Raw genomic sequence first — 26402 nt, 5'->3', positions numbered from 1 at the left:
ACCGTTGCGCCAGCGCATGACTCCAGCCAAAGCCCAGCCCGCCATCCACTTCCACCGCACTGGTGCGATATACCCGCGTCCACTCAAACGGCAAAAGCCCGTCCAGCGCGCCGTCGGTGAGGGTCAGCAATTCTTCCCCGGTGACCATCGACACCGGGCAACCGTGGGTGATGGTTTTATCGGCGCTGGCCGCGGCATCACCGTTCGGGTTCTTGCTTGCAGCGGGCACATCGTCGACGTGCTCTTGGCGCACCAATGTGGTCTTCTGCGTCTTGCCGCGAACCGCAGGCACCGGGTTCTCGACCAGATGCTGCCCAGCCTTCAACGGTGCAACCGGCACCGCCTTGATTGGTATCGCCGCGCTGCCCAGCAACAACGGCTTAACCGCCGCAGTATGTGCATCCAACTTACCCACCAAGAGCTGCTCGGCGAGCAACGCCAACCAACCCCGCGCGCGTGCAGATTTGATAGGGCTCAACACCTGAGCGCCCAGGCGCAGACCCACACCCATCACACCCGCCACCCTGATCAGCAGCAGGTTGATCAACACATCGCCGGTGATTTCCCCCATCAGCTCATTCATTTCTTGCGGTGGCAGCATGCGCATCCAGCTGACCATCGCCGACACATAGATAAACAACAGCGGTTCATCGCTGAGTACCAGCAGGCCGTTGGCGATCGCCTCGTTGCCCAGCGTCAAGAGTTCATCAAGTTCGGCTTGGGAGACGTATTGCAGTAACTTTTGGCTGTTGGGCTTGATGTCCGCCAACAGGTCAAACAGTTGCGTTAAGTTGTCCCACAGACTGTAAAGCGCCTGCACCATGCCACCGAGAAATGCCGATTCCAGCAGCCTGCGCCGGTCAAGTGGGCTGGCGTTTGTATAGTCGTTCCATTGCGTTTTGAACGTGCGGTTCCACTCTTCGCGCAGACGCACTTCCAGCCCCGAGATAACTGACTGATAGGACGCATACAGCGCCTTGACGTGATCCTTGGAAACGTTGGGATAGAAGTTGATTCGGTACTGTTGATTGCGATCACATTCAGTGATTTCGAGAATGCCGCTGGGGCCGATGGTTTTATGGATAGGCTCGCCCAGCGGGCCACCGTTCGGGTCGATACGTTGCAGTACCACCGGCGTGTTGCCGATGGGCACAAAGCGTGTGCTCTGGAACATGTGCACGAGGGTCAACGTGCCGCTGGCCTGGCAGGTGGCGACGGTGCTGCTGGGAAACAGCGAGCGGTTGATCGGCGCAACCAGCGCCACTTCATCGCCTACCTTGAATACCTGCTCGACATCCAGCGCGGAGAAGCTGAAAAAGCTTTCGGCCCATTCGTCAAAGGTATTCAGGCACTCCCGGAACTCACGCAAGACGGCTTCCACATCGACCGTCTTTGCATCCAGTGGGGTCAGGGCCAGCGAGGCAATGGCCGGGTTCAAGCGGCAGCCCCTGCGGGTGTGGCATTGATGGAGAAGTACATTGGCGGTCCCTCGCACTGGATGATCAGGCGAGAGACTTTGCAGAGGTTCGTCAGATAAAGAAGTCGGCGCTATTCGCCAGGATGTGCAGGACGTTTCGTCAAAACATCAGGTAAGTGGAGGTGCGCGTGTAGGAGTCGGACCGTGTCGCTCAGCGTGTACGAAGGGTCGATGAACGTTTCTGTCACGTTCAGTGTTGACTGGCGAGTGGAGCTGGCCGGCGAACCCCGGTTAGACTTGCCTGTCGACATCTGCACTGCCCGGCCCGTCGTTTTCTCAGGAAGCCCCATGTATTCAAGCCGTCTGATTCTATGCCTCACCACATTGCTGGTGCTTGCCGGTTGCACCACGCCACGCGGCCCGCAACAGCCGGCGCGCAGCGAGGCCGAAGTGAAGGCGCAGATCGTGCGTTTGCTGCCGGCGACGGTGCCCGACCGTAACGGTTGGGCGCAGGACATTTACACTGCCTTCGATACCCAGAAAATCTACCCCAGTAGCGAAAATATTTGCGCCGTATTGGCTGTGACCGAGCAAGAGTCCACCTATCAGGTCGACCCCGCCGTGCCGAACATGGGCAAGATTGCCCAGGATGAAATCCTGCGGCGTGCGGGCAACATTCATGTGCCTGCATTCGTGGTACGCAGCGCATTGCAATTGCGTTCGCCCAACGGCAAGTCCTACACCGACCGCCTGAATGCCGCGCGCACGGAGAAGGACCTGAGTGGCATCTTTGATGACTTCATCAGCATGGTGCCCTTGGGCAATACCTTGTTTGGCGGTTTCAACCCGGTGCACACCGCCGGGCCGATGCAGGTCAGCATCGACTTTGCACAGAAACACGCGCGAGGTTATCCCTACACGGTGGACGGCACTGTTCGTCGTGAGGTGTTCACCCGGCGGGGAGGCATGTATTTCGGTATCGCCCACTTGCTCGGCTACCCGGTGAGTTACGACCAGCCGCTGTACCGCTTTGCCGACTTTAATGCGGGTTGGTACGCCAGCCGAAACGCCGCATTCCAGGCTGCTGTCAGCCGTGTCACCGGTACTGAGCTGGCGTTGGATGGGGACTTGATTCGTTACGGTTCGTTGCTGCCGGGCAGCACCGAGTTGGCGGTGCGCTCCTTGGGCGCGAAGTTGGACATGCGCAACCCCAGCATTCGCAGCCAGCTTGAGCAGGGCGACCAACTCGATTTTGAGCAGACCACTGTCTACGAGCGCGTGTTTGCCTTGGCTGACAAGGCCGCCGGGAAGCCGGTGCCACGCGCGATCTTGCCGGGTATTGTGCTCAAGAGCCCGAAGATCACGCGCAACTTGACCACGGCATGGTTTGCCAAACGGGTGGATGATCGGTATCAGCGCTGCATGAAGCGCTGACCGTGATTACTGTGGCAAGCGGGCACTGGGTTTTTCAGGAATTCCGCGCAAAGAAAAGGCCCGATTTTCGTGGAACCGGGCCTTTTCCATGTTGCTCTTTAAATCAGCTGCGTTCGAGGGCGAGCGCCACACCCTGGCCGCCGCCGATGCACAGTGTCGCCAAGCCTTTCTTGGCATCGCGCTTGATCATTTCGTGCAGCAGGGTCACCAATACGCGGCAACCCGAGGCACCGATCGGGTGGCCAATAGCGATGGCGCCGCCGTTGACGTTGACCTTGTCAGCGTCCCATTCCAGCTCTTTGCCCACCGCCAAGGATTGCGCGGCGAAGGCCTCGTTGGCTTCTATCAAGTCGAGGTCGCCCAGGCTCCAGCCGGCTTTGTCCAGGCAACGGCGGGTGGCCGACACCGGGCCAATACCCATGATCGCCGGGTCTACGCCAGCGTTGGCGTAGCTGGCGATGCGCGCCAGAACCGGCAGGCCGAGGGCCTTGGCTTTGTCGGCACTCATCAGCAACACGGCGGCGGCGCCGTCATTAAGGCTGGAGGCATTGCCGGCGGTGACGCTGCCGTCCTTTTTGAACGCGGGTTTGAGCTTGGCCAGCGACTCGGCGGTGGTGCCGGCGCGCGGCTGTTCATCCACCGTGAAGGCCAGCGGGTCGCCCTTGCGCTGAGGAATCAGGATTGGCGTGATCTCATCGACAAAGCGCCCCGCTTCGATGGCCGCAGTGGCTTTTTGTTGTGAGGCGGCGGCGAAAGCATCTTGGGCTTCGCGGCTGATGCCGTACTTGTCCACCAGGTTTTCCGCCGTGATGCCCATGTGGTAGTCGTTGAATGCATCCCACAGGCCGTCGGTGATCATGCTGTCGATCATCTTGGCGTGGCCCATGCGCAGGCCGGTGCGCGCGGCGGGCAATACGTAGGGTGCCAGGCTCATATTTTCCATGCCGCCGGCGATGATCACGTCTGCGTCACCGCAACGGATGGCTTGGGCACCCAAATGCAGAGCCTTGAGGCCCGAGCCGCAGACCTTGTTCAAGGTCAAGGCCGGTACGGCGTGGGGCAGGCCGGCGAGTATCGATGCCTGTCGCGCAGGGTTTTGGCCGCTGCCCGCGGTGAGCACTTGGCCGAGGATCACTTCATCCACAAGGGCCGGGTCGAGGCCGGTCTGTTCCAGCAGGCGCCGGATCACGGCCGCGCCCAGTTGCGGTGCCGGGATGCTGGCCAGCGAACCTTGAAAGCTGCCCACGGCGGTGCGTGTGGCAGCGACAATCACGACGTCTTGCATGGAATCTGTCCTCACTGGAAGTGCATTTCTGGAACGTGGTCCGGGACGATCAGTTTACCGGCGGTCTTGCTCACAATCTCTTCAACGCTGACGCCAGGTGCGCGTTCCTTGAGGACAAAAGCGCCATTTTCGATTTCCAGGTACGCAAGGTCGGTCAACACACGCTTGATGCAGTTCGCGCCGGTCAGCGGCAGGCTGCATTGGCTGAGTAACTTGGACTCACCGTCCTTGGAGGCGTGCGTCATGATGACGATGATGTTTTCCGCCCCGGCCACCAGGTCCATGGCGCCGCCCATGCCCTTGACGAGCTTGCCGGGGATCATCCACGAAGCGATGTTGCCGTGTACGTCGACTTCAAAGGCGCCGAGCACGGTGAGGTCAACGTGGCCGCCGCGAATCATCGCGAAGGACTCTGCCGAGGAAAAAATCGACGCACCGATACGTGCGGTCACGGTTTGCTTGCCGGCGTTGATCATGTCGGCGTCAATGGTTTCTTCTGTGGGAAACGGGCCCATGCCGAGCAGGCCGTTTTCCGATTGCAGCATCACTTCCATGCCTTCGGGGATGTAGTTGGCCACCAGGGTCGGAATGCCGATGCCGAGGTTGACGTAGAAACCGTCCTGCATTTCACGGGCGACACGTTGAGCCATTTGTTCGCGAGTAAGCGCCATTTTTTTTGTCCTTATCAGGTGGGCCAAGGGGTTATTTGCGGACGGTGCGCTGTTCGATGCGCTTCTCGAAGGTGCCGCAAATAACCCGGTCGACGTAAATGCCTGGCGTGTGGATCTGCGCCGGGTCGAGTTCGCCTGGTTCGACGATTTCCTCGACTTCGACCACCGTAATCTTGCCCGCAGTGGCGGCCAGCGGGTTGAAGTTCTGGGCGGTGTGGCGATAGATGACGTTACCGAAGTGGTCGGCTTTCCAGCCTTTGACTATCGCGAAGTCGCCGGTGATGGACGCTTCCATCAGGTACGGGCGCCCGTTGAATTCACGGGTTTCCTTGCCCTCGGCGACCGGCGTACCGACACCGGTGGCGGTGAAGAAGGCGGGGATACCGGCGCCGCCCGCGCGCATTTTTTCGGCCAGCGTGCCTTGGGGGGTCAGTACCACTTCGATTTCGCCGCTGAGCAATTGCTTCTCGAACAAGGCGTTTTCACCGACGTAGGAGGCGATCACTTTGCTGATCTGCTTTTCTTCCAACAGGATGCCCAGGCCGAAACCGTCGACCCCGCAATTGTTGGAAACAACCGTCAGGTCGCGTGTGCCTTTGCGCTTGATCTCGGCGATGAGGTTTTCCGGAATGCCGCACAGGCCAAAACCACCGGAAAGCACAGTCATGCCGTCTTCCAGGCCTGCCAGTGCTTCTTCATAGGACGCCACGCGTTTATCGAAACCTGCCATACGCACCTCTTTTATTATGTGTGGGCCAGCCAATGAACCGAGTGTTGCGCCGCCGGATTGATTTGTTAAGTTGTTTTTTGAGGTTGATTGATTTAGAAAACAGCATAGTCGACCCGCCGGAGGGAGTAGCGCCATGACCGTTAAACAGATGCGTGCCTTTATCGCCGTGGCACAGAGCCTGAGTTTTGCTGCTGCCTGCGAGCGCCTGCACCTTTCCCAATCCGCGCTGAGCCTGACGATCAAAGGATTGGAAGAGGGTCTCGGCGGACGCTTGTTCAGCCGTAATACCCGCAACGTTGCACTGACGCCGGAAGGCGAGTCGTTGTTGCCCTTGGCGCGCCGATTGATAGCCGATTGGGACAATGCCGAAGATGAGCTGCGCCAGCGCTTCACCCTGCAGCGTGGCCGCGTGACGGTGGCGGCGATGCCATCGTTCGCAGGTAACCTGCTGCCGCCGATCCTTAAGATATTCCGCGCGCGTTACCCTCACGTGAATGTGACGGTGCATGATTTGATCAACGAGCAAGTGCTGGAGATGGTCCGCGACCGCCAAGTGGAACTGGGCGTGGCATTCGAGCCGTCCGAAGCATCGTCACTGGTGTTCACCCCGTTGTACCTGGACCGCTTTGTTGCCGTGGTGCCCGGTGATTCGCCTTTGGCACAGCACACCGAAATTGACTGGCAAACCTTGCTGCAGCAACCGTTCATTACGCTGCAGCGACCCTCTACGGTACGCGTGATGCTGGAGGACCATTTGGGCGCTTTGCAGATGAAGTTGCCGGTGGCGCTGGAGAGCCATCAACTGGCAACAGTGGGCAAGATGGTCGCGAGCGGGCTGGGGGTCAGTGCTGTACCGGCATTGTGTGCACGGCAGATGGAAGAGGCGGGAGCACACTGCATCACCTTGAGAGCGCCGGTGATTGAGCGACCGATTGGTGTACTGACCAAACCGGGGCATGAGTTATCGGCGGCGGCGCAGGTGTTGTTTGATATTTTTCGCGATGAAGCCGGGAAGGGCAGCTTTCCAGCGTTTTAAATTGAAGTGCGGCTGTGGGAGTAGGCCGGCCAACGCCCACAGCCGTTAAATCGTTATCAGTAGTAGCGGTCAATCACTTTAACCTGCGATTGGCCACGCAGGTTCTGCCATTCGGTATTGAGTGTATGAAACACCTGCTCAATGAAGTTGCGGTCAGCTGCAGCCTTCTTGCCGACATAACCCTGGCCGCGACGGTACACCTTGAGGCGCGCTGCCAGCTCACGGTTATTCCTGTCGAACTCTGCTTCTTCGGTGTTGGGCGCCAGGCAATCAATTTGCACTTCGCCCGATTTTCCAACCCAGAGGATATGGTCGTCGAGTGTGTCTTTCTGCGCTGCGAACATCTCAGCCAGTTCATCGATAGTGGGTTGGTTATTCAGATTCATGTGTAAGCCCCTTGACCAGTTGGCGATCTATCAGTTGATTCGTTAAAACGGCTTAGTTGTCTCCGGTTCCGAAAACCGGGCGTCAGCGACTGTCTGCCGAGTACGGGCAGGGTCTTGAACCTGATGCATGTAGTGTTGCTGATGAACTGCTACGCAATGGTTTCATGGCGAAGACGGGCAGCGTTTGGGCTGCTTGTACCGATCCTTGCGGGTCGGTCAGCTTTATCAATCTGCCTTGTGGGCAGTGCACATCCGGAAGAAACAGCTCGGCGGTCAGACGGGCTTGTTCAAAACGCTTGTTACCGACGCTCCCGATCCGGGAGACGTCTCGATAATGCAAGGTCAAAAAGGTTACGTCAACGATTATGTAGTGATTTTTTTTGATCACTACATAAATTGCTGCGGGCGCAGGAGCGTGCGGGAAAACGTGACTTGGGCGTCATTTTCTGGAGTCGCGGGTCGAGCCGAAGAGCAAGGGCTACCCCAGTCGCTCGACCAGTAATGGCAGCAACTGCTCGCACGACGCCGCGATTTTAGCCTGCAGCAATTCATCCCCGCGTGTCTTGCCGAGGTTAATCGCAATCACCGGCTTGCCTTGCTCGACCATCGCTTTGCACAGGCGAAACGCCGAATAGGCCATCAGCGACGACCCGACTACCAGCAAACCCTCTGCGTGGCCTACCGCAGCCATTGCTCTGGCCGCCGTCGACTGGGCGACGTTCTCGCCGAAGAACACCACGTCCGGTTTCAACCGCTGGCCGTTGCAGTGGGGGCAGTGGGGCAGGTGGAAGCGTTCTTCAAAGGCCGGGTCCAGCAGCGTGTCGCCATCGGGCGCTTGCACGGCATCGACGCCCGCCAGGTAAGGGTTCTGATCTTCCATCATGCGCTGAATCACATCGCGTTCGCTGCGTTGCAGGCAGTCCAGGCACAGCACCCAATGCAGACTGCCGTGCAGCTCGATCACGTCACGGCTACCGGCCTGGTCATGCAGCGTATCGACGTTTTGCGTGACCAACCCGCTGATACGCGCGCGTTGTTGCAGCGTCGCCAGCGCCACATGCGCCTTGTTCGGCTGTGCAATGCGCACGCGTGGCCAACCGAGCATCGCCCGCGCCCAATAACGGCGCCGCGCTTGCGGCGTGGCCAGGAACTCTTGGTACATCATCGGCGCCTTGCCCCGGCGCACCCCCTCGCTGTCGCGATAATCCGGGATGCCCGACGAGGTGCTGATGCCCGCACCGGTCAACACCAGAAAGCGGCGTTGCGCCATGGCCCGGTGCAGGGTGTCGAGGTGCTGCTCTTGATGTTCCAGCGTGTCCAGCATGGGTTCCCCCTATTCGCCGCGAATGTACTGCTCCAATTGCTTGATCAGGTCAGCCTGTTCGGCGATTGCTTCTTTCACCAGATCGCCGATGGACAGCAGGCCGATGAGCTTGCCATCTTCAACCACGGGCAAGTGGCGCAGGTGGCCATCCGTCATGATGTTCATGCACTTATCGACACTCTGGTGGGTGTCTACGGTAATCACCGGCGAACTCATGATCTCGCTCACGGCGGTGGTGGCGGAAGAACGGCCCTTCAGGATCAGCTTGCGCGCGTAGTCACGTTCGCTGATCACACCGACCACTTTACCCTCGTCCACGACCGGCAAGGCCCCGACGTTTTTGGCTGCCATCTGGATCAATGCCTCCATCACCGTCTGGTGCGACTTGATGGTATGCACGGCCTGGTTTTTCTGGTCCTTGGCGTTGAGCAATTGTGCGACGGTTTTCATGGCGGCCACTCCGGTGTTGTTTTTAGGTAGTCAGGGTCTGTTACAGAATCCTAGACGGCCTACGGCGGTGCAAGGCCCCAAGCGGCGTTAAACCCGTCGAAAAACGTCATTCGCCGGATGTTTTCAACGTTCACCCGGCATTTGACGGCTTTTTCGTACGTTTAGGCGCAGCCGTGGTTTTGCGTGGCGCAGCCTTGCGTTTGTTTTTCCAGGGGGTGGCGCCTCGCACGGCAGGGCTCGCCGGACCGGTGATGGTCATGCGCATGCCATTGCAGCGCGCCACCTGTTTGCTCATCCAGGCCGCCTGTTTGGCGACGAACTCTTCCAGGCTCATTTCACCGTTTTGCACCATGTCCAGCGCTTGTTCCCAGATAGCCGTGGTGCCAGGGTCGGCAATCGCGCGGGGCACCGCGTCGATCAAGCTGAACGCGGCCGGTGTCGCCGACAGGGCTTTGCCGTTTTTTACCAGATAACCACGGTCGAGCAGCCCCTGGATAATGCCGGCGCGCGTGGCTTCGGTGCCGATGCCGGTGGTGTCCTTGAGCTTTTGCTTGAGCAGCGGGTCCTGTACCAGTTTGGCAACGTTTTTCATCGCCTTGATCAGGTCGCCTTCGGTAAAGGGCTTGGGCGGCTGGGTCCACAGGTCTTTGAGATTGACCTTGGCCACTGCGTAATCCTGGCCCTGCACCAGCATCGGTAACGCTTGCGGCGCCGGTGCCTCACGCCCCTTTGCCGGTGCCAGTGCTTCGGGCAGGGCGCGTTTCCAACCCGGTTCGATGATGACCTTACCGACCGCGCGCAACGCCTGGCCTGCGCAATCGAAGTCTGCCTGGGTGCGATCGTATTCATGGTTGGGCAGGAACTGCGCCAGGTAACGTGCGCGAATCAGGGTGTAGACCGCGCGGTGTTTGCCGGTGAGTTGGCTTACGTCCTTGCCGGCGCCGGTGGGGATGATGCCGTGGTGCGCGCTGACCTTGGCATCGTTCCACGCCCGCGAACGGCGTTGGGGGTCGATATGCGGCATCAGTTCATTCACTGCCGCATCCGCACGGCCAAGCGCTGCGAGTATCTTCGGCGCGTCGCTGTGCTGGCTGACGGGCAGGTAGCCGCAATCGCTGCGCGGGTAGGTGATGACCTTGTGGGTTTCGTAAAGGGATTGCGCCACATCCAGGGTTTCCTGAGCGCCGAGGCCGAGCTTTTTCGAGCAGATTTCCTGCAACGTGCCGAGGTCGAAGGGCAGGGGCGCCACTTCGCGCATGCGCTCGGTACGTAACTTCACCAGCCGTGCGGTGGCGGCATTACGCATGGTGTCGGCGGCCTGCTGCGCGAGTTGCGGGTTGAGGCAGCGGCCCTGGTCGTCACAGGCGTCGTCGGCGGTGCGCCATTGGGCGGTGAAGGTCATGCGTTCGTGGCGCAGGTCCACATCAATCGCCCAGTAGGCCACCGGCACAAAATCGGCAATGCTGCGGTCGCGGTCTACCACCAGGCGCAAGGTCGGCGTTTGTACCCGACCCACCGGCAATACACCTTGATACCCGGATTGGCGCCCGAGCAGAGTAAACAAGCGACTCATGTTCATGCCGATCAACCAGTCGGCGCGCGAGCGACCGAGGGCTGAGTGATACAGGCTGAACGTCTCGGCACCCGGCTTGAGGGCGGCCAGCGCCTTGCGAATCGAGGCGTCGTCGAGCGCCGACAGCCACAATCGCTGGATCGGCCCGCGATAGCGGCAATGTTCTACCAGCTCGCGGGCGATCATCTCGCCTTCACGGTCGGCGTCGGTGGCGATCACCAACTCCTGCGCTTCCCCCAGCAAACGCTTGACCGCTTTGTACTGGCTGGCGGTCTTGGGCTTGACCAGCATCTTCCATTTTTCCGGGACGATCGGCAGGTCGGCCAGCACCCAGCGTTTATATTTGGCGTCGTAGGCGTCGGGCGGGGCGGTTTCGAGCAAGTGTCCGATGCACCAGGTGACTGTAACTCCGTTGCCCACCCAGCAACCGTCGCCACGGCGACTGGCGCCGAGCACGGCCGCAATATCCTTGGCCTGGGAGGGTTTTTCGCAGAGGTACAGCCGCATGGTCAGCCCATTCGTTAAACCGTTGAATGAGCAGCAGGATGGGCAAAAGAACCGATTTGATCAACCTTTATCTGGATGGATATACAGCAATTTGTGTGTGCCCCCGCCCGTTGAAGGGTGGGGGCGCCCGCGGTCAGTTGTTATCGATGTCGACATGCCGGGTTTCTTTGAGGCAAAACAGCCCGACAATCAAACTCACCCCGGTCACCACCACCGGGTACCACAAGCCATAGAAAATATCGCCGGTGTACACCACCAGGGCAAACGACACGGTCGGCAGGAACCCGCCAAACCAGCCGTTACCGATGTGGTAGGGCAGCGACATCGAGGTATAGCGAATGCGCGTCGGGAACAACTCCACCATCAACGCCGCCAGCGGGCCGTAGCACATCGCAGCGATCAGGATCAGCGCTACGATCAGCGCCACCACCATCACCTTGTTGACCTGCGCAGCGTCCGCCGCCGCCGGGTAGCCCGCCAGCGTTACCGCGCCGCGCAGGGCCGCTTCGTCATAACCGTCGATGTGCACGTCACCCACACTCACTTGCACTTGGCTGCCTGCCGGGGCGGCGGCGCTGCTGTACGGCAGGCCTTGTTTGACCAGGAAGGTCTTGACCTTGTCGCACGGGCTGTCAAAGCGCGCCTTGCCCACCGGGTCGAACTGAAAGGTGCAGGTGGCCGGGTCGGCCAGTACGGTGATTGGGGACTGGCGGCTGGCGTGGTCCATCGCCGGGTTGGTGTAGTGCGCCAGGCCTTTGAAAATCGGGAAGTACAGCACGGTCGCCAGCAATAAACCGAGCATCAGCACCGGCTTGCGACCGACCTTGTCCGACAGCCAGCCAAACAGGATAAAGAACGGCGCGCCAATCACCACGCTGATGATCAACAGCATGTTGGCCAGGGCCGGGTCCATTTTCAGGAACTGCGTGAGGAAGAACAGCACATAAAATTGCGCCGCATAAAACGTCACCGCTTGCCCGCCGTTGATGCTGAACAGCGCGATCAGCACCACTTTGAGGTTTTCCCATTTGCCGAAGGAATCGCGGATCGGCGACGTGCTGCCTTTGCCTTCCTCTTTCATTTTCAAGAAGGCCGGCGACTCGTGCAGGCTCATGCGGATCCAAGTGGAAATACCCAGCAGCACGATGGAAAACAGAAACGGAATACGCCAGCCCCACACTTCAAACTGGTCGCCGGTGAAATAACGGCAGGCCAGCACCACCAGCAGCGACAGCAGCAGGCCGAGGGTGGCGGTGGACTGAATCCAACTGGTGTGCAGGCCGCGTTTGCCGGCTGGCGCATGCTCCGCCACGTAGGTCGCTGCGCCGCCATACTCACCGCCCAACGCCAGACCTTGCAGCATGCGCAGCACAATCAGGATGATCGGCGCAGCAATGCCGATGCTGGCGTAGGTCGGCAACAGACCGACGCAGAAGGTCGCGACGCCCATCAAGATGATGGTCACGAGGAAGGTGTACTTGCGCCCGATCATGTCGCCGAGGCGGCCGAACACCAGCGCGCCGAACGGCCGCACCACAAAGCCGGCTGCAAAGGCCATCAAGGCAAAAATAAACGCCGTGGTGTCGTTGACCCCGGCGAAGAACTGCTTGCTGATCACCGCCGCCAGCGCGCCATAGAGAAAGAAGTCATACCACTCGAACACCGTCCCGAGGGACGAGGCGAAGATGACCTTTTTTGAGTCGTTACCGGCGCTGGCGGTGGCCGCCGAGTGCAGGGGGTGAGCATGTTCTGACATTGGGTAGCCCTCACAGTGATTATTTATTGTTGTTCCACTGTCGGCGCCATGTGCGGCGCCGCTATTCAGATTGCGTTAACCGTTTCTCTGTGTGCGGTGAGGCTCCTTGTGTTCGGCGAGAGGATCATTTGCGCGGCTTTTTCCGCGATCATCAGTGTCGGTGAGCAGGTGTTGCCGGAGGTGATAAGCGGCATCACCGAGGCGTCGGCGATGCGCAGGCCGGGCACGCCGTGCACGCGCAATTGAGCGTCGACCACCGCGTGCGGGTCGCTGCCCATGCGGCAGGTGCCTACCGGATGGAAGATGGTCGTGCCGATGCGCGCCGCGGCTTCTTGCAGTTGTTCTTGTGTTTGCAGCGCATCGCCGGGCAGGTATTCCACCGGCTTGAACTGGCTCAAGGCAGGTGCGGCCACGATGCGCCGAGTCAGGCGAATGGCATCGGCAGCCACTCGCAGGTCTTCGGGGTGGCTGAGGTAGTTAGGCTGAATCAACGGCGCATCTGCCGGGTTGGCCGAGCGAATATCAATGCGGCCACGGCTGTGCGGGCGCAGGTCGCAGACGGACGCAGTAAACGCCGGGAACGCGTGCAACGGTTCACCAAAGCGCTCCAGCGACAGCGGTTGCACATGGTATTCGAGGTTGGCCGAGGTCTGTTCCGGGCCGGAGCGCGCAAACGCGCCGAGCTGGCTGGGCGCCATCGACAGCGGGCCACTGCGGTCGTACAAATAGCGCAGGCCCATGCCCATTTTGCCCCACACGGTGCCCGCGATCTGGTTGAGGGTGCGCGCATTTTCGAGCGTGTAGATCAGCCGCAATTGCAGGTGGTCCTGCAGGTTACCGCCCACGCCGGGCAACGCATGCACCACGTCAATGCCAAGCGGCTTGAGCACGTTGGCCGGGCCAATGCCCGAGCGCTGCAAGATGCCCGGCGACCCTACGGAGCCCGCGCACAGCACGATTTCCTTGCGCGCTTTCCAGCTCATTTGCTGCGCCTGATGCCGCCCGACCACGTGTGAGGCGCGGCCGTTTTCGAGCACTACACGGTCGACTTCCACGTCGGTCAGCACGGTGAGATTGGGCCGCTGGCGGATCGGCTTGAGAAACGCCTTGGCCGCATTCCAGCGCACGCCGGCCTTTTGGTTGACCTGGAAGTAGCCGCAGCCTTCGTTGTCGCCATGGTTGAAATCGCTGACCGGCGCGATGCCGCTTTGCGCCGCGGCGTCTCTAAAGGCGTCGAGAATCGGCCAGTGCAACCGCTGTTGTTCAACCCGCCACTCACCGCCGTCGCTGTGAAATTCCGAGCCGCCGGCAAAGTGGTTCTCGCTGTGTTTGAACAGTGGCAGCACGTCTTTCCAGGCCCAACCTGCGTTGCCGGCCGCCGCCCAGCCGTCGTAGTCACGCGCTTGGCCACGCATGTAGATCATGCCGTTGATAGACGAGCAGCCGCCCAGCACCTTGCCGCGTGGGTAACTCAGCGCACGGCCTTGCAGGCCTTCCTGGGCTTCGGTCTTGAAGCACCAGTCGGTGCGCGGGTTACCGATACAGAACAAGTAGCCGACGGGAATGTGGATCCACGGGTAGTTGTCGCGGCCACCGGCTTCCAGCAGCAGTACGCGGTGGGCGGGGTTGGCGGACAGTCGGTTGGCCAGCAGGCAGCCTGCGGGACCGGCGCCTACCACCACGTAATCGTATTCAGCAGTTGCAATGGGCATCTGAGGCCTCGCTTGTTTTTCTTATTGCCCTCATCCTAGTTGTTAGTTTTCGTCTTAAAAATGTTAGTTTTTACCCAGCGGCTGTGCGTTTTTAAACAGTGCCCGGTAATTCCCGCAGGCGCGCTGATTCTTTGTGAAGGGGAGGCGACATGTTCGACTGGAATGACCTGCGGTTTTTTCTGGAACTGCAACGCAGCGGCCGCTTGCTGACGGCCGCGCAACGCCTGAAAACCACGCACGCCACCGTGGCGCGGCACATCGAGGCCATCGAAAAAAGCCTCGGCACCGCCTTGTTCGTGCAGCACGCGCAGGGCTATGAGCTGACACCCTCCGGCGAAGCCCTGCTCAAACACGCCGAGGCCATGGAAAACGTCGCACTGCAGGCCGAAGAGGAACTCACCCATTCCACCGCGCCGCTGGGCAAAATTCGCCTTGGTGTGGCCGAAGGGCTGGGCGTGATGTTCCTCGCCAGCCGCATGGGCGGGCTGTTCGAGCGCTATCCGGGGCTTGAAGTTGAACTGTTGGCGGTGCCGCGGTTTGTCAGCATCCTCAACCGCGAAGCGGAAATCAGCATCCACCTCGAACGCCCCAGCGTTGACCAACTGGTCACGCGCAAGCTCACCGACTACCGCCTGGCGCTTTACGCCAGCCGCGCGTACCTTGCGCGCAACCCGCCCATCGAAAAGCGTGAAGACCTTGCCGCCCATGCATGGATCGATTACGTGGATGACCTGCTGTTCAGCCAGGAGCTGAAGTTTCTGAGCAGCTTCTGCCGCAACCCCAAAGTGGTGTTTCACAGCACCAGTGTGATCGCCCAGCACCAAGCCGCGCGTTCCGGCTTGGGCATCGCTGTGTTGCCGTGTTTCATGGCTGCGGGCGACGCTGAACTGGTGCCGTTGTTGCCGGCCGAGAGCATCCAGCGCAGCTATTGGATCAGCTCGCGCCGGGAACTGCACAAATCCGTGCGGCTGCGCGTGTTGTGGGATTACGTCGTGCAATTGTGCGCACGTGAGCAAGGGTTGCTGCTCGGCGAGCCCAACTGAAGGCGCTTGACCGTTCCCCCTGTGGGAGCGGGCTTGCTCGCGATAGCATCACCCCGGTCGGCCGGTTAAACCGAGTCGCCTGCATCGCAGGCAAGCCAGTTCCCAGGCTTAAGCGTTTCGCAGCTCAAACTCCGCGCTGGCGAGCTTCTCGCCATTGACCAGCACATGCACCCAATGCTTGCCGGGATAGTGCTTGCGCGTGGTCAATTGCCGAATATGCTGCTCGCGCCGAATGCTCTGATGCTCGCCTGCACCCAGCATAAACGCCTTGAGCTTGAACACTTTGGCCGCACGGTGGCCAGCACTTTTCACGTAGTCGATGGCGTAGTCCACCACCAGTTTTTGCGCAGTGGTGGCGGTGGATTCCAGGCTGAAAGAAAGGCTGATGCGCTCGCCCAGGTTGATCACCGCGGGCGTGACCGCCAAATGGTGAATCTTTACCTCGGCTTTGGCCCCGGCGCCGATGATTGTCAGCGCGCGGGTATTGCCTTGCTTGATCAGGCTGCGCAGCGCATGGCGGGCGATCCAGGCGGTGTGTGGGTTATCCAGGTTCCAGCCTTCGATCAAGCTGAGCACCCATTCCGGGTGGTCTTTGGTGATGTCGTTGAGGTGGTTGGCCACCGATTTGCGCACGTAGAGGCTGCTGTCAGCCTTGATATTATCGAGGATCGGCGCGCACAGCGCGGGGTTCGCCTGCACTTCGGCGAGGCGAAACGACCACGGCAGGCGTGGCCGCGACCCTTCACTGGCCAAGCGGCGCACGTGTTCGTTGGCGTCCAGCGACCAGGTTTGCAGCACCGCCAACGTGCGCTTGAGGTCGTGCAGCAAGAACGGGCGGATGGCGAATTCGGCCGAACCAAAGGTCGTGAAGTATTTGAGCGCGGCCATCGAGCGCGTGAAGTCGCCCTGGCCGTAACTCGCCACATAGTGCGGCAGGCACAGGCTGACAAACGCGCTGTTCAGGCGCGGCGCGAGGGCGTAAAGCAGCGTGAGCGTTTGCGCATAATCCAGCGCGATCACCGCGTGCAGGCTTTCGCTGACCCGCGCCACGCGCTGCATCACCGACAACTCGGCCAGGCCCGCCTTGGCGTGTGCAAGAAAGCCCTTGGCGTCGAACGCCGGGTACACCGCCGACATCTCGGTGGCGATGTGTTGCAGGCGTCCGGCGTTGAAGATTTCTTTGAGCGCTGGCGCGCTTTGCTCGGTCATCGGTAAACCCACGGCATTAAAGAAACCAGCGGTATTCCCGCGCGCTGATCTCTTGTTGAAAGGCCAAATGATCCTGGCGTTTGTTTTCGCAATACACATCGACAAATTCTGCGCCGAGCTTATCGCGTACCACCGGTTGATGCTGCATGGCGCGTACGGCCTCAAGCATTTCAACGGCGAAGTCAGTGCCGCTGCTGCGGTCTTGATTCAACGGTGCGATGGGTTCTTGCCTGGCTTCAAGCCCGTGCTCAAGCCCCGCAAGAATCGCTGCCAGCACCAGGTACGGGTTGGCATCGGCACTCGCCAGGCGGTGTTCAATACGCAGGTTACGCGGGTCGGACTCGGGGATGCGCACGCATGCGTCGCGGTCCTCAAAGCCCCAACTGGCGCGCGTGGCTGCGTTTGCTGCAGCGCCCAAGCGGCGGAAGGCATTGTGGTTGGGCGAGAAGATCGGCATGCAGTGCGGCAGCAATTGCAGGCACCCGGCCACGGCGTGGCGCAGCGCTTGCTGCTGATGCGCCGCCAGCAAGTTATTGCCCGCGGCGTCATACAGGCTGACATGCACGTGCATGCCGCTGCCGGGAAATTGCAGGTAAGGCTTGGCCATAAAGCTGGCGCGATAACCGTGCTTGAGCGCCACGCCTCGGCTGCTGCGGCAGAACAGCGCGGCCCAGTCGGCGGCGCGCAGGGCGTCGCTCTGATGGCCAAAATTGATCTCGAATTGGCCGGGGCCGAGTTCGGCGGTGATCAGCGTGATGTCGATGCCCTGGTCCCTGGCGGTTTGCGCCATGTCGTCCAGCACTTCGCTGAAGCGCGACAGGCGTTCGATGTGCAGGTTGGGTTGGTCATCGGCGTCGCCGCTCAACCGGTCACGCGCATAGTGTGGCAAGCCGTTATCGAGTTGCTTGTCGAACAGGTAGAACTCCAGTTCGAAGGCCACCACCGGGTGAATGCCTTTGGTGTGCAGGCGCTGCAGCACCTTGGCCAACACTTCGCGGGGTTCGAATTCAATCGGCGCGTCGGTACCGTCCGAGGTGATCAGCATCTGCCCCAACGGCTGTGGCTCCCAGCTCACCGGCTTGAGGGTGCCGGGCACCAAACGGCGCTGGGCGTCCGGGTCGCCGTCATGGAAGCAGTAATCACCAATCTTGAACAGCCCGCCTTGCACGCCCAGCAGTACGGCGTTTTGCGGCAGCTTCAAGGGGCTGCCGGCGGCGACTTTTTCCAACAGGTCGACCGGGTAACGCTTGCCGTAGAAGTGCCCGGGAATATCCAAAGCGATCAGGTCGACGTAGCGCACGTTGGGGTAGTGCTGGCGAAACGCGCGTACTTCGGCCAGCAACGTGGCGGCGCAAGGGTTTTTCACAGGCGATGCTCCTAGTTGTAAACCCACAGCACGCGGGCAGGCAGGTCGGTCAGGTTGGCGTAGCGGCACTGCGCGAAGCTGGCCAGGTGAAAGCTGTCGCCAGCGCCGAGGGTGACCGCGTCGGGCTCACCCTCCACCCACAGCGTCAACTCGCCTTCGAGCACAAAACCGGCCTGCTCGGCGCGGTCGCTGATGCTCTGTTCGCCGCTGTTGGCACCGGGTTCGAGCAGGCTGTCGAGCATCGAAAAAGCGCCGCTCATGCTCGGCGACACCAGAATGTCGGTGATGCCATTGGCGTAATACACCGTGCGCCGTTCGTTGGGGCGGGTGACCCACTGCACCGCCTTGGGTTTGGGCAGGCTGTAGAAGTAAGTGGTGGGCACATCGAGGGCGTGGCTGATGGCGGTCAGGTCCGCCACGGTGGGGCGCGACAGGCCGCGTTCGACCTGCGACAGAAACCCCACCGAGCGTTGAATTTTTTGCGCGAGCTGGGCGAGGGTGAGTTTTTTGTGCTTGCGCAGGTCGTGGATCAGCACGGCCAAGGCGTTTAGTTCTCGTTGTTGGTTCATGAAATTTATTTCGTGAAATTTCATGAAAAATTACACGATTAATTTCACCAGGGCAACGGGCATGCAGTGGCCAGTTGAATGATGGGTTTTTGGCAGAGGTATCTACTTTCGCTGGGCGCCAATGCAGGCTTTTTTGTGGGCCAGGCAAGTCAATCCGACGCGTTCCCTAGCGACATTTGGAGCTTGTCAATGCACCTGAAACTGATGCAGCCAGACGCTCTCTGTAATCAGCCGTGTCGGCAGTACCGAGCGGGTTTTTCCTTCGACCACTGTCCATACCTCGCATTGGCTTCGCAAGGTACCGTCAGGCGATAGTCCCGTACGACCATCGTTACGGACGAGGTACTGCACCGATGGGGGTAGCTCCAAACCTGCTGGAATTGGCTGGCCAGTCGCAATCAAAAAGTCGAGTTTAACCTCGGGCTCGCGCAATTCATCCAGCCTGCCGAGGCCAACGTCGGCGCAAATATCTACGCCAAAAGGCACATACGGGATCAGACTGTTTTCAAACAACGGCCACAACCGGCACCCTCGCTGGTGCTTCGCGGTGGCTGTACTCAACTCATAGACATCGACGCTCAACGTATCTGAAAGCTGGTATACAAACACTAAGGGTGGGTCGTCGTCGAACAGCTCCGGTGAGGCTGTTTCTGGATCGAAGATAATCAGTTCGTTATTTATTTCTACAGCCTGCTGTGCTGACAACCCCATGTAGTCGATCAGGGCTGTATTGCGTTTTGGCCACAGTGAAATATACGGTGCCCCCCACAACGGTCTTTTGCCGAAGTTGTTTCCAGCCACCACGTAGTTCAGAGACTCATACCGCTGCGGATTTTTCTTGCTGGGCGTTAACAGTGCAATTGTCCCCGGTAACAGGACCAGGCGCCCCCATTGCTTGACTGCAAAGGCGTCAACTATTTGTCGTACCTGTTGTTGAATGGCTCGACGGTAAAAAGCTTCCAGTTGCCTTAGCTCTTGCACATTTCTGACGCTGCTCCAAGGAATGTTCCAATACAGCTCAGGCGCCGTCACAAAGGTGATCTGGGGCGCAAATGAGTCATTCTTGAGCGCTCTCAGTGAGCGTTTGATCGCGTCTATCAAATGCTCTTTACGACGATGAGTTTCACGCTGGGCGAAGCTCAGGATTGACTCATCGTTAGCGCGTATTGACAGGGTTTCGGGGGTGCTGGCTTGTAAGGAAAGTACTTGGACATGCTGTTTCACGGCGCAATTTCCTCTGGGTTCTTGGAGAACCACGGTTCAAGGCTGGTCGTGGATTAAGCATTTAGTTCCCAGGGAAGACTATAGGACTTCTCTACACTTGGAGCGGGCGCGGCGGTGCCTTGTTTTTTGCCTGATGGGGGATTTGCCACGAGGTAGTTTGGGGTATTTACGCTGAGCGAGCCCTGCCGTCGAAGGGCGGGCTGAATGATTTTGTGCGCCCGCGGTCGGAACTTGGGTACGCATCATTAATTGAAGGAGCACCCATGAAATCCAAATCCCTCGTTGCCTGCCTGCTGCTCACTGCTGGCTTGTCCACCGCAAGCTTTGTGGTGCAGGCGGGTGATACGCCGCAAGAAACCGTGAAGCCTTCAAGCATCAACACGCGTGACCTCAAAGAGGGCGATCGCGCACCGGATATGCTGATGCGCAAGGAGTCAGCCGTGACTGACTGGAAAAAGCGCGGTTTGAAGCAGCCTGAAGAAGACAGCCAGTGGGCCCGTGTGGGTGACAAGTTTGTGCTGCTCAAAACCACCAACGGGACCATTCTTGAGATCACGCCCGTCAAGAAATAAGCGCCGGGCACGGCCTGCTATTTTCGAATTTCCTGGGTTAAGGTAACCGGCCGCAACGGCCGCGTTACCTCCAAGGAATCAGAGCAGGATGCTTGCCACCATCAGAAACTACCCCCGTACTGTGAACCTGCTGCTGTGCGCCACGCTGGTGCTGACCTTGGCCAGGGCGATTACCTTTCCGTACCTGGTGATTTACTTCACCCGCCACTTTGGCCTCGACATTACCCAAGTCGGCCTGGTGATCGGCAGTTCGCTGATCATCGGCTCGTTGCTCAGCGTGTACGGCGGCTTCCTGGTCGATCGCATCAGCAGTTACCGGCTGATGCTGAGCATGAGTGCGGTGTATGTACTGGGGTTTGTCGGCACAGTACTCGCTCACGATATTTGGCTGTTCTATAGCTGCCTGATCCTAATCAACCTGGCCTACGCCGTTATCGACATTGCGGTAAAAGCCGGTTTTGCCAGCCTGCTGCCGTTTGAGGCGCGCAGCGAAGTGTTTTCAATCAAGTACACCCTGACCAACATCGGTTATGCCGTGGGGCCGTTTTTGGGGGCGATGATTGCCTCGCTGAGCATCAGCTTGCCTTTCATGATGTCGGCGCTGTTGGGGCTGGGTTTTTTACTGCTGTATTGGCGCTGGGGCGACCGCACGCTGGCGACTGTCGACGCCCCACTAAAGCCGGTGTCGTTCCTCGCCGTCGGCCGCGTGCTGTTACGTGACCACCGACTGGTGTGTTTCACCCTCGGCGGCTTGCTCAGCGCGGTGGTGTTCGGCCAGTTCGTGGCGTACCTGTCGCAATACCTGGTGGTTACAACCACGGCTGAATACACGTATACCGTGATCAGTTGGGTGCTCACGACCAACGCCGTGCTGGTGATTGCGTTGCAGTACTTGATCGGTCGACGCATTTCCCACCGTCACCTGAGCCGCTGGCTGATCACCGGCTTGGGCATGTTCATGCTCGGGTTGATGGGTTTCGCGCTGTCGACCAGCCTGCTGTGGTGGGTCGTGGCGATGGCGGTGTTTACCGTGGGGGAAATTATCGTGTTCCCGGCCGATTACATGTTCATCGACCGGATTGCCCCGGACCACCTGCGGGGCATGTATTACGCGGCGCAAAACCTGTCCAGCCTCGGTGGCGCGCTGGGGCCGGTATTGTGCGGGCTGGTGCTGGCCAGCCTGCCGGCCCACTACATGTTCTACATGCTGGGGGCGTTTATCGTGGGTGGTGGGGTGTTTTACTTTATTGGCGCGTCGCTAAAACCACGGCCAATGGTGTAACACGCCGTATTATTGCGCCGAGGGCGAAAGGGGCAGGTCGTCCAGCGTCAACTGCCCCATGGTATTGCTCTGCAGCTCGTAGCGCAGTTCTTCTACCATTTTTTCCACGGCTTGGGGCGACTGCAACTTGTTGGCGCTGATTCCCGTCACCACCAAGTCGACCCGGCCACTCTGGGCGTCGAACACTTTCAAGGTCAACGAGGCGTCTCGGCACAAGGTGAACTCGCAGGTCAGCGGCGACAAAGCTTCTTCGATGCAGTTGCGCAGTTGGGAAAGCGTGAACATGTTACTCAGCCTCCTCAACGACGGCGCAATAACAGGCCCACGAGCAGGCTGACACCGGCGACTACCGCCACGGTAGTCAGCGGCTTGCTCCTGGCGAAATCACTTACGGTGTCCAGTGCGTCGCCGTAGGTTTGCTGCAGTTGGCCTGCGGCCTGGCGGGCAACACCTTCGGCGTGCAACTGCTCGTCACCGGTCAGGTCGCCGAAAAAACCCTGGGCCTTACCCGCGACTTTTTCTACTGCGCCTTTGACTTGTTCGCTTTTCATGGTGCTTTCCTTCAAGAGATCAAATCGCTTCGGCACGGAGCCCAAGGCTCTGTGCCCACCCTTCAAGGTTAAGCAACGAATCGCGAGGCAATAAGGCGAATTTGCACTGGCCGCACTAGTGCATTTGCACTCTATTTCTTGTTTTTGACGCGCAATTCGCCCGCAAACAAACCGCGTTCGCGCGCCCATACCATGGCTGCACTACGGCTGTGCACCCCCAGCTTGGAGTACACCGTGGCCACGTGGTTACGCACCGTGTTGGGCGCGAGCTTCAGGCGCGACGCGATCTCTTTGTCGGCCAGGCCTTCGCAGATCAAGCCCAGCACATCACGCTCACGCGCCGTCAGGTCGGTGAAGGTTACGTTGGGCAGGTTGGGGCTGTTGACGCTCTTGGCGTTGGCCAGCTTCTCGATCAGTGTTTGGCTGAACCACGAAGCGTCCTGCATCACTTCTTCGATAGCGGCCACCAGTTCCAGCTCCGAGCGTTTGCGCTCGGTAATGTTCATCAGCACCAGCAGGTAGCAGGGCACGTCCTGAATAATCACGGTGTCGGCGGAGAGCACGCAGTCGATCACCTCGCTGCCTTTTTTGCGCACCTTAAGGTCGTGACCATCAAGGTTGCCGGCTTTTTCCAGCGTGGCGAACAGTTGCGCGCCAGCCTGCGGGCTGTCGATAAAATTGATCTCTTCGATAGCCTTGCCGATGAGCTCCTCACTGGTATAGCCGGTGATGTTCATGAACGCTTCGTTGATGTCCACCACTTGCCGGTTGGCGGCGCTGCACACCAAGGTCGGCACCGGCGTCAGGCGGAAGGACTTGGCGAAGCGTTCTTCACTTTGGCGCAGGGCAATTTCCGCCTTGCGCCGCGGCTCCAGGTCGGTGAAGGAAAACAGCATGCAGTCTTCCTCGTTCATGTCCAACGGCTGGCCGGCGACGATCACCAGTTTGCTGCCGCCTTTGGGCAGCCGTAGCTCGGCTTGCATCTGCGGGATGGTTGCACCTTCGCCCAAGCGCTCGATGGCCAGGTCCTTGCGCTCGGCCTGTTCCAACACATCCAGTTCATACACCGAACGGCCGATGACTTGATCGCGGTTGTAACCGGTCATCTCCAGAAAACCCTGGTTGACCTTGATGTAGCGCAGGTCGCTGAGGCGGCAAATCACCGCCGGTGCGGGGTTGGCGTTGAAGGTTTTTTCGAAGCGTTGCTCGGCACTGGCCCACTCTGTGGCGTCGCTCAGGATCAGCACCAACAGCTCCGGTTCACCGTGCGCGTCGGTCAGCACCAGGCTGCGCAGGCGGTGCACCCAACTGCGCTGCGCACCGTCAGTGGGCGTGACTTCTACCACCACGTCGCTGAATTCTTCACCGGCTGCGACACGGCTCAGCGGATAATTTTCCAGCGCCAGCGGGTGGTTGTTGCGATAGCGCAAAGCGAAGCGCTGGGCATAGTCCTCGGTATTGGCGCCAAGCGCCTCGATCTCGCTGACGCCATGCATCGCCAGTGCGGCTTCGTTGGCCCATAGCAGGGTCTGGTCCAGCTCCGCCAGCATCACACCGTCGGAAAGACCGGAGATGATCTGTTGCAATTGGCGGCGGTTGGTTTCTTTGGCGAGGACATCCTGATTCATGGTTTCTCCTGGTAAACAGCGCATAACGCTACGACATTCGGGGATCAAGATAGTGCGAAGAAAGTGCAGGGGCGAAGTGAGGGTGGGGAGGGCGCACGGGGGGTGCAAATGTATCAGGCCAGGGGGTGCATTTGGGCCAAGACTGAACGTATGTCCTTTCGCCACACTCACACAATCAAGGCACTTTGCCTTGCTCCTATAACTTGTGAAGGACCTCTTGTATGACCACTGTCTATGAAACCAATCGCTCGCTGTTTCGTGTGTCGTGGAGCTCGGTATTGGCCGGTAGTGCAATTGCGCTGGTGACCTATCTGGTGCTCAGCGTTCTGGGTACCGCTATCGGCGCCAGCGCCGTTGACCCGATGGAAGCGGGCAACCCGCTCAGCGGCTTCGGCACCGGTGCCGGTATCTGGTTGTTCGTGTCCACGCTGGTGGCCATTGCGGCGGGTGCATTTGTCGCTGGCCGTACAGCACCGGATCGCGGCGGCCTGCACGGCGTGCTGACCTGGACCGTCACCACCTTGCTCACCACGTGGTTGCTGGCTGGCTTGGCTGCCAGCGTGGTCGGCACGGCCGGTAATGTGGTTGGCAAAGGCCTCTCGGCTGCGGGCAGCGGTATCGCTGCTGCAGCGCCGGGGATTGGTGACAGCGTCAAACAACAGTTGAACGCGCAAGGCATCCAGTTGGATTGGAACAGCCTGCAAGGCGAGCTGGACACGCTGCTCAAGCAAAGCGGCAAGCCTGAGCTGGACCCGTCCAACGTCGAGCAAAAAGCTGACCAGGCTGCCGCCGATGGCAAGCAATCGGCCACCGACGCCGCCACCAACCCTGCGCAGGCCGGTGACCAGTTGAAGCAGTGGTTCGAACGCGTTAAAGCGTCCGGAGAGCCGGCGCTGAACGCAGCAGACAAAGAAGCACTGGTGAATATCGTGGCTGCCCGCACCGGCAAGAGCAAAGCCGAGGCGACTCAGATCGTTGATAACTATGCCCAGGCTTACCAGCAAGCCATGCAGAAAGTTGACGAGCTGAAAAAGCAGGCCGAGCAAAAAGCCCGTGAAGCCGGTGAAGTCGCTGCCAAGCAACTGTCCCGCGCCGCATGGAGCACCCTGGCAATGCTGTTGCTGGGCGCTGCATTGAGCTTCTTTGTGGGTCGCATCGCACTGACTAACCGTCGCGTGCCATTGGCTTGATAAAAGTGTAAAAGCGGCAGGAATGCCGCTTTTCCTTTCAGCACCTGCCGCACTGAACGCGTAAAATGCCTGCATTTTACGCGTATCCCGCAAAGGTGCCCCTTGAGCGCAGGCAAAGCCGTTGGACTGTTAGTACTCACCTCTCTGCTCGCAGCGTGCGGCACCTCGCCACCCAGCACGCCGAATGACCTCTGCGGCATCTTCCGCGAAAAAGACGACTGGTACGACGCCGCCAAAGTCACGCAAAAGCGCTGGGGCGTGCCGATCCAACTGCCGTTAGCCATCATGTACCAAGAGTCCGGCTTCCATCAGGACGCCAAGGCTCCGCGTAAATACCTGCTGTGGATCATCCCTTGGGGCCGCGTCTCGAGCGCCGCCGGCTACGCCCAAGCCAAGGATGAAGTGTGGAGTGATTACCGCAAAAGCACCGGCCGCAGCGGCGCCAGTCGCCAGGACTTCGACGACGCTATCGACTTCATCGGCTGGTACATGGACAAAACCTACAGCATCAACGGCGTGTACAAATACGATGCCTATGGTCAGTACTTGAACTACCACGAAGGCTGGGGCGGCTATCGCCAGCGCACCTACGCCGCCAAAGCCTGGCTGCCGCCGGTGGCGAGCAAAGTACAGGCGCGCTCGCAGCTGTATGCGGCGCAATATGCGCGCTGCAAGGATGATTTGGGGCGCGGCTTCTGGAGTCGGTTTTGGCATTGGCTATAAAGGACGTCCCTGTCCTTTGTGGCAAGCGGGCTTGCCTTCGCAACTGAACCCGGTCACTGGATTGGCAGTGACCGACGCAGACTTACCAGCTGACTTGAGCGGTGCAAGCGGTCGGGATTCTCTCGGAAACGTCCTTCAAGTTAAACGGAAATGTCGCTGATCAGACTGTTCCTGCACTTGCCAAACCCCGCCAATTCTGGGAAAACCCCGCCTTTGCGCATTCAATGAGACCGCCATGAGCAACGACGAACTGCAGATCACCGACATCCGCCTGGGCGATGGCAAAGCCGTGGTCAAAGGCGCGTTGATCACCACGCAATACACCGGCACGCTGGAAGACGGCACGGTGTTCGATTCGTCCTGGGAGCGCGGCAAGCCGTTCCAGTGTGTCATCGGCACCGGGCGCGTGATTAAAGGCTGGGACCAGGGGTTGATGGGCATGCAAGTAGGCGGCGTGCGCAGCTTGTTTGTGCCAACGCACCTGGCGTACGGCGAGCGCTCGATGGGCGCGCATATCAAGCCCAACAGCCATTTGCGTTTTGAAATTGAGTTGTTGGAAGTGCTGACGCGCGATGATTGAAGTGCTTGGTTTCAATCAGCTGAACATCGTTTAACGGGGCGCATCTCAGATCAAGATCACGGCGGCCTGAAAGCCGACCTGAGTGGTTAAAGCAGATCAAAAGCGCTTTTGTGGGAGCGGGCTTGCTCGCGATTGCGGTGGTTAAAATAAATTTTTTTTAACATGAAAACCCCATACCGGGCCA

Annotated in this window: 25 protein-coding genes; 8 read left to right on the top strand and 17 right to left on the bottom strand. The window is 59.7% G+C overall.

What is annotated here, in order from left to right; translation table 11 throughout:
• Window positions 1-1438: DUF6531 domain-containing protein (locus tag ACOZK9_RS21905; protein ID WP_421556559.1), on the bottom strand; the 1438-nt coding region annotated here is incomplete at its 3' end.
• Window positions 1439-1765: 327 nt separating this feature from the next.
• Between ACOZK9_RS21905 and ACOZK9_RS21900 the strand changes: the two genes are divergently transcribed.
• Window positions 1766-2851, top strand: coding sequence for a DUF1615 domain-containing protein (locus ACOZK9_RS21900; protein WP_421556558.1), 1086 nt, complete (start codon window positions 1766-1768; stop codon window positions 2849-2851).
• A 103-nt stretch (window positions 2852-2954) separates the two neighbouring features.
• Here ACOZK9_RS21900 and ACOZK9_RS21895 read toward each other — a convergent pair whose 3' ends face one another.
• The 3 genes from ACOZK9_RS21895 to ACOZK9_RS21885 are packed head-to-tail and all read right to left on the bottom strand — an operon-like array spanning window position 2955 to window position 5537.
• Complete coding sequence (locus tag ACOZK9_RS21895; protein WP_058415046.1) at window positions 2955-4136, bottom strand: acetyl-CoA C-acetyltransferase; 1182 nt, start codon at window positions 4134-4136, stop codon at window positions 2955-2957.
• Between the two features lie 11 nt (window positions 4137-4147).
• A complete protein-coding gene (locus tag ACOZK9_RS21890; RefSeq protein ID WP_032886654.1) occupies window positions 4148-4807 on the bottom strand; it encodes a CoA transferase subunit B in 660 nt (219 codons plus the stop codon).
• A 31-nt stretch (window positions 4808-4838) separates the two neighbouring features.
• Window positions 4839-5537, bottom strand: a complete 699-nt coding sequence (locus ACOZK9_RS21885) for a CoA transferase subunit A (RefSeq protein WP_058415045.1) — start codon at window positions 5535-5537, stop codon at window positions 4839-4841.
• A gap of 133 nt (window positions 5538-5670) precedes the next feature.
• Between ACOZK9_RS21885 and ACOZK9_RS21880 the strand changes: the two genes are divergently transcribed.
• Window positions 5671-6573 (top strand): LysR family transcriptional regulator, encoded by a 903-nt coding sequence (locus ACOZK9_RS21880; protein ID WP_058415044.1) that lies wholly within the window; start codon window positions 5671-5673, stop codon window positions 6571-6573.
• A 56-nt stretch (window positions 6574-6629) separates the two neighbouring features.
• Here the strand turns inward: ACOZK9_RS21880 and ACOZK9_RS21875 are convergent, their stop codons facing one another.
• From ACOZK9_RS21875 to ACOZK9_RS21850, 6 genes are all read right to left on the bottom strand, one after another.
• Window positions 6630-6959, bottom strand: coding sequence for a hypothetical protein (locus ACOZK9_RS21875; protein WP_058415043.1), 330 nt, complete (start codon window positions 6957-6959; stop codon window positions 6630-6632).
• Window positions 6960-7437: 478 nt separating this feature from the next.
• A complete protein-coding gene (locus tag ACOZK9_RS21870) occupies window positions 7438-8283 on the bottom strand; it encodes an NAD-dependent protein deacetylase (RefSeq protein WP_421556557.1) in 846 nt (281 codons plus the stop codon).
• 9 nt (window positions 8284-8292) lie between these two features.
• Complete coding sequence (locus ACOZK9_RS21865; RefSeq protein WP_058415041.1) at window positions 8293-8733, bottom strand: CBS domain-containing protein; 441 nt, start codon at window positions 8731-8733, stop codon at window positions 8293-8295.
• A 130-nt stretch (window positions 8734-8863) separates the two neighbouring features.
• A complete protein-coding gene (locus tag ACOZK9_RS21860) occupies window positions 8864-10813 on the bottom strand; it encodes a DNA topoisomerase III (RefSeq protein WP_421556556.1) in 1950 nt (649 codons plus the stop codon).
• A gap of 133 nt (window positions 10814-10946) precedes the next feature.
• Window positions 10947-12569 carry an MFS transporter gene (locus ACOZK9_RS21855; protein ID WP_122252189.1) on the bottom strand — a complete coding sequence of 541 codons (1623 nt, stop codon included), beginning with the start codon at window positions 12567-12569 and terminating at the stop codon, window positions 10947-10949.
• Between the two features lie 65 nt (window positions 12570-12634).
• The gene (locus ACOZK9_RS21850; RefSeq protein ID WP_421556555.1) at window positions 12635-14281 is read right to left on the bottom strand and encodes a GMC family oxidoreductase; all 1647 of its coding nucleotides are present in this window, start codon (window positions 14279-14281) and stop codon (window positions 12635-12637) included.
• Window positions 14282-14430: 149 nt separating this feature from the next.
• Between ACOZK9_RS21850 and ACOZK9_RS21845 the strand changes: the two genes are divergently transcribed.
• Window positions 14431-15324, top strand: coding sequence for a LysR family transcriptional regulator (locus tag ACOZK9_RS21845; protein WP_058415037.1), 894 nt, complete (start codon window positions 14431-14433; stop codon window positions 15322-15324).
• A gap of 108 nt (window positions 15325-15432) precedes the next feature.
• Here the strand turns inward: ACOZK9_RS21845 and ACOZK9_RS21840 are convergent, their stop codons facing one another.
• The 4 genes from ACOZK9_RS21840 to ACOZK9_RS21825 form a co-directional block, all read right to left on the bottom strand.
• Entirely contained in the window at window positions 15433-16533 is a 1101-nt protein-coding gene (locus ACOZK9_RS21840) for a DNA alkylation repair protein (protein WP_421556554.1), read from the bottom strand.
• Window positions 16534-16549: 16 nt separating this feature from the next.
• A complete protein-coding gene (locus ACOZK9_RS21835; RefSeq protein ID WP_421556553.1) occupies window positions 16550-17899 on the bottom strand; it encodes a glutamine synthetase family protein in 1350 nt (449 codons plus the stop codon).
• A gap of 11 nt (window positions 17900-17910) precedes the next feature.
• On the bottom strand, window positions 17911-18468 hold the full coding sequence (locus ACOZK9_RS21830; protein ID WP_421556552.1) for a helix-turn-helix domain-containing protein: 558 nt from the start codon (window positions 18466-18468) through the stop codon (window positions 17911-17913).
• Between the two features lie 186 nt (window positions 18469-18654).
• Window positions 18655-19692, bottom strand: coding sequence for a hypothetical protein (locus ACOZK9_RS21825; RefSeq protein ID WP_122252197.1), 1038 nt, complete (start codon window positions 19690-19692; stop codon window positions 18655-18657).
• A 263-nt stretch (window positions 19693-19955) separates the two neighbouring features.
• On the opposite strand from ACOZK9_RS21825, the gene ACOZK9_RS21820 reads away from it, so the two are divergent.
• Both ACOZK9_RS21820 and ACOZK9_RS21815 read left to right on the top strand, forming a co-directional pair.
• A complete protein-coding gene (locus ACOZK9_RS21820) occupies window positions 19956-20264 on the top strand; it encodes an RcnB family protein (RefSeq protein ID WP_058415034.1) in 309 nt (102 codons plus the stop codon).
• A gap of 88 nt (window positions 20265-20352) precedes the next feature.
• The gene (locus ACOZK9_RS21815; protein WP_421556551.1) at window positions 20353-21546 is read left to right on the top strand and encodes an MFS transporter; all 1194 of its coding nucleotides are present in this window, start codon (window positions 20353-20355) and stop codon (window positions 21544-21546) included.
• Between the two features lie 9 nt (window positions 21547-21555).
• Here the strand turns inward: ACOZK9_RS21815 and ACOZK9_RS21810 are convergent, their stop codons facing one another.
• The 3 genes from ACOZK9_RS21810 to ACOZK9_RS21800 form a co-directional block, all read right to left on the bottom strand.
• The gene (locus tag ACOZK9_RS21810) at window positions 21556-21831 is read right to left on the bottom strand and encodes a DUF1652 domain-containing protein (protein ID WP_058415032.1); all 276 of its coding nucleotides are present in this window, start codon (window positions 21829-21831) and stop codon (window positions 21556-21558) included.
• Between the two features lie 14 nt (window positions 21832-21845).
• Window positions 21846-22097 carry a CsbD family protein gene (locus ACOZK9_RS21805; RefSeq protein ID WP_058415031.1) on the bottom strand — a complete coding sequence of 84 codons (252 nt, stop codon included), beginning with the start codon at window positions 22095-22097 and terminating at the stop codon, window positions 21846-21848.
• A gap of 131 nt (window positions 22098-22228) precedes the next feature.
• Complete coding sequence (locus tag ACOZK9_RS21800; RefSeq protein ID WP_152749690.1) at window positions 22229-23725, bottom strand: PAS domain S-box protein; 1497 nt, start codon at window positions 23723-23725, stop codon at window positions 22229-22231.
• Window positions 23726-23946: 221 nt separating this feature from the next.
• On the opposite strand from ACOZK9_RS21800, the gene ACOZK9_RS21795 reads away from it, so the two are divergent.
• From ACOZK9_RS21795 to ACOZK9_RS21785, 3 genes are all read left to right on the top strand, one after another.
• Window positions 23947-24915, top strand: a complete 969-nt coding sequence (locus ACOZK9_RS21795; RefSeq protein WP_152749692.1) for a hypothetical protein — start codon at window positions 23947-23949, stop codon at window positions 24913-24915.
• Between the two features lie 102 nt (window positions 24916-25017).
• A complete protein-coding gene (locus ACOZK9_RS21790; protein WP_058415028.1) occupies window positions 25018-25638 on the top strand; it encodes a transglycosylase SLT domain-containing protein in 621 nt (206 codons plus the stop codon).
• Window positions 25639-25873: 235 nt separating this feature from the next.
• Window positions 25874-26218 carry an FKBP-type peptidyl-prolyl cis-trans isomerase gene (locus ACOZK9_RS21785; protein WP_421556550.1) on the top strand — a complete coding sequence of 115 codons (345 nt, stop codon included), beginning with the start codon at window positions 25874-25876 and terminating at the stop codon, window positions 26216-26218.
• Window positions 26219-26402 lie beyond the last annotated feature (184 nt).

Origin of the sequence: Pseudomonas kitaguniensis (assembly GCF_049199985.1) — a bacterium.
Classification (GTDB): Bacteria; Pseudomonadota; Gammaproteobacteria; order Pseudomonadales; family Pseudomonadaceae; genus Aquipseudomonas; species Aquipseudomonas kitaguniensis.
Note: the sequence above shows the minus strand (reverse complement) of the source record. Positions and strands in the feature narration are given on the sequence as shown.

Excerpts from the sequence above, each read along its gene's own strand:
- ACOZK9_RS21880 (WP_058415044.1), top strand. The coding sequence starts at position 5,671 with ATGACCGTTAAACAGATGCGTGCCTTTATCGCCGTGGCACAGAGCCTG.
- ACOZK9_RS21840 (WP_421556554.1), bottom strand. The coding sequence starts at position 16,533 with ATGACCGAGCAAAGCGCGCCAGCGCTCAAAGAAATCTTCAACGCCGGA.
- ACOZK9_RS21875 (WP_058415043.1), bottom strand. The coding sequence starts at position 6,959 with ATGAATCTGAATAACCAACCCACTATCGATGAACTGGCTGAGATGTTC.
- ACOZK9_RS21900 (WP_421556558.1), top strand. The coding sequence starts at position 1,766 with ATGTATTCAAGCCGTCTGATTCTATGCCTCACCACATTGCTGGTGCTT.
- ACOZK9_RS21845 (WP_058415037.1), top strand. The coding sequence starts at position 14,431 with ATGTTCGACTGGAATGACCTGCGGTTTTTTCTGGAACTGCAACGCAGC.
- ACOZK9_RS21895 (WP_058415046.1), bottom strand. The coding sequence starts at position 4,136 with ATGCAAGACGTCGTGATTGTCGCTGCCACACGCACCGCCGTGGGCAGC.
- ACOZK9_RS21855 (WP_122252189.1), bottom strand. The coding sequence starts at position 12,569 with ATGTCAGAACATGCTCACCCCCTGCACTCGGCGGCCACCGCCAGCGCC.
- ACOZK9_RS21870 (WP_421556557.1), bottom strand. The coding sequence starts at position 8,283 with ATGCTGGACACGCTGGAACATCAAGAGCAGCACCTCGACACCCTGCAC.
- ACOZK9_RS21885 (WP_058415045.1), bottom strand. The coding sequence starts at position 5,537 with ATGGCAGGTTTCGATAAACGCGTGGCGTCCTATGAAGAAGCACTGGCA.
- ACOZK9_RS21865 (WP_058415041.1), bottom strand. The coding sequence starts at position 8,733 with ATGAAAACCGTCGCACAATTGCTCAACGCCAAGGACCAGAAAAACCAG.
- ACOZK9_RS21830 (WP_421556552.1), bottom strand. The coding sequence starts at position 18,468 with ATGAACCAACAACGAGAACTAAACGCCTTGGCCGTGCTGATCCACGAC.
- ACOZK9_RS21795 (WP_152749692.1), top strand. The coding sequence starts at position 23,947 with ATGACCACTGTCTATGAAACCAATCGCTCGCTGTTTCGTGTGTCGTGG.
- ACOZK9_RS21805 (WP_058415031.1), bottom strand. The coding sequence starts at position 22,097 with ATGAAAAGCGAACAAGTCAAAGGCGCAGTAGAAAAAGTCGCGGGTAAG.
- ACOZK9_RS21815 (WP_421556551.1), top strand. The coding sequence starts at position 20,353 with ATGCTTGCCACCATCAGAAACTACCCCCGTACTGTGAACCTGCTGCTG.
- ACOZK9_RS21890 (WP_032886654.1), bottom strand. The coding sequence starts at position 4,807 with ATGGCGCTTACTCGCGAACAAATGGCTCAACGTGTCGCCCGTGAAATG.
- ACOZK9_RS21810 (WP_058415032.1), bottom strand. The coding sequence starts at position 21,831 with ATGTTCACGCTTTCCCAACTGCGCAACTGCATCGAAGAAGCTTTGTCG.
- ACOZK9_RS21850 (WP_421556555.1), bottom strand. The coding sequence starts at position 14,281 with ATGCCCATTGCAACTGCTGAATACGATTACGTGGTGGTAGGCGCCGGT.
- ACOZK9_RS21860 (WP_421556556.1), bottom strand. The coding sequence starts at position 10,813 with ATGCGGCTGTACCTCTGCGAAAAACCCTCCCAGGCCAAGGATATTGCG.
- ACOZK9_RS21820 (WP_058415034.1), top strand. The coding sequence starts at position 19,956 with ATGAAATCCAAATCCCTCGTTGCCTGCCTGCTGCTCACTGCTGGCTTG.
- ACOZK9_RS21800 (WP_152749690.1), bottom strand. The coding sequence starts at position 23,725 with ATGAATCAGGATGTCCTCGCCAAAGAAACCAACCGCCGCCAATTGCAA.
- ACOZK9_RS21785 (WP_421556550.1), top strand. The coding sequence starts at position 25,874 with ATGAGCAACGACGAACTGCAGATCACCGACATCCGCCTGGGCGATGGC.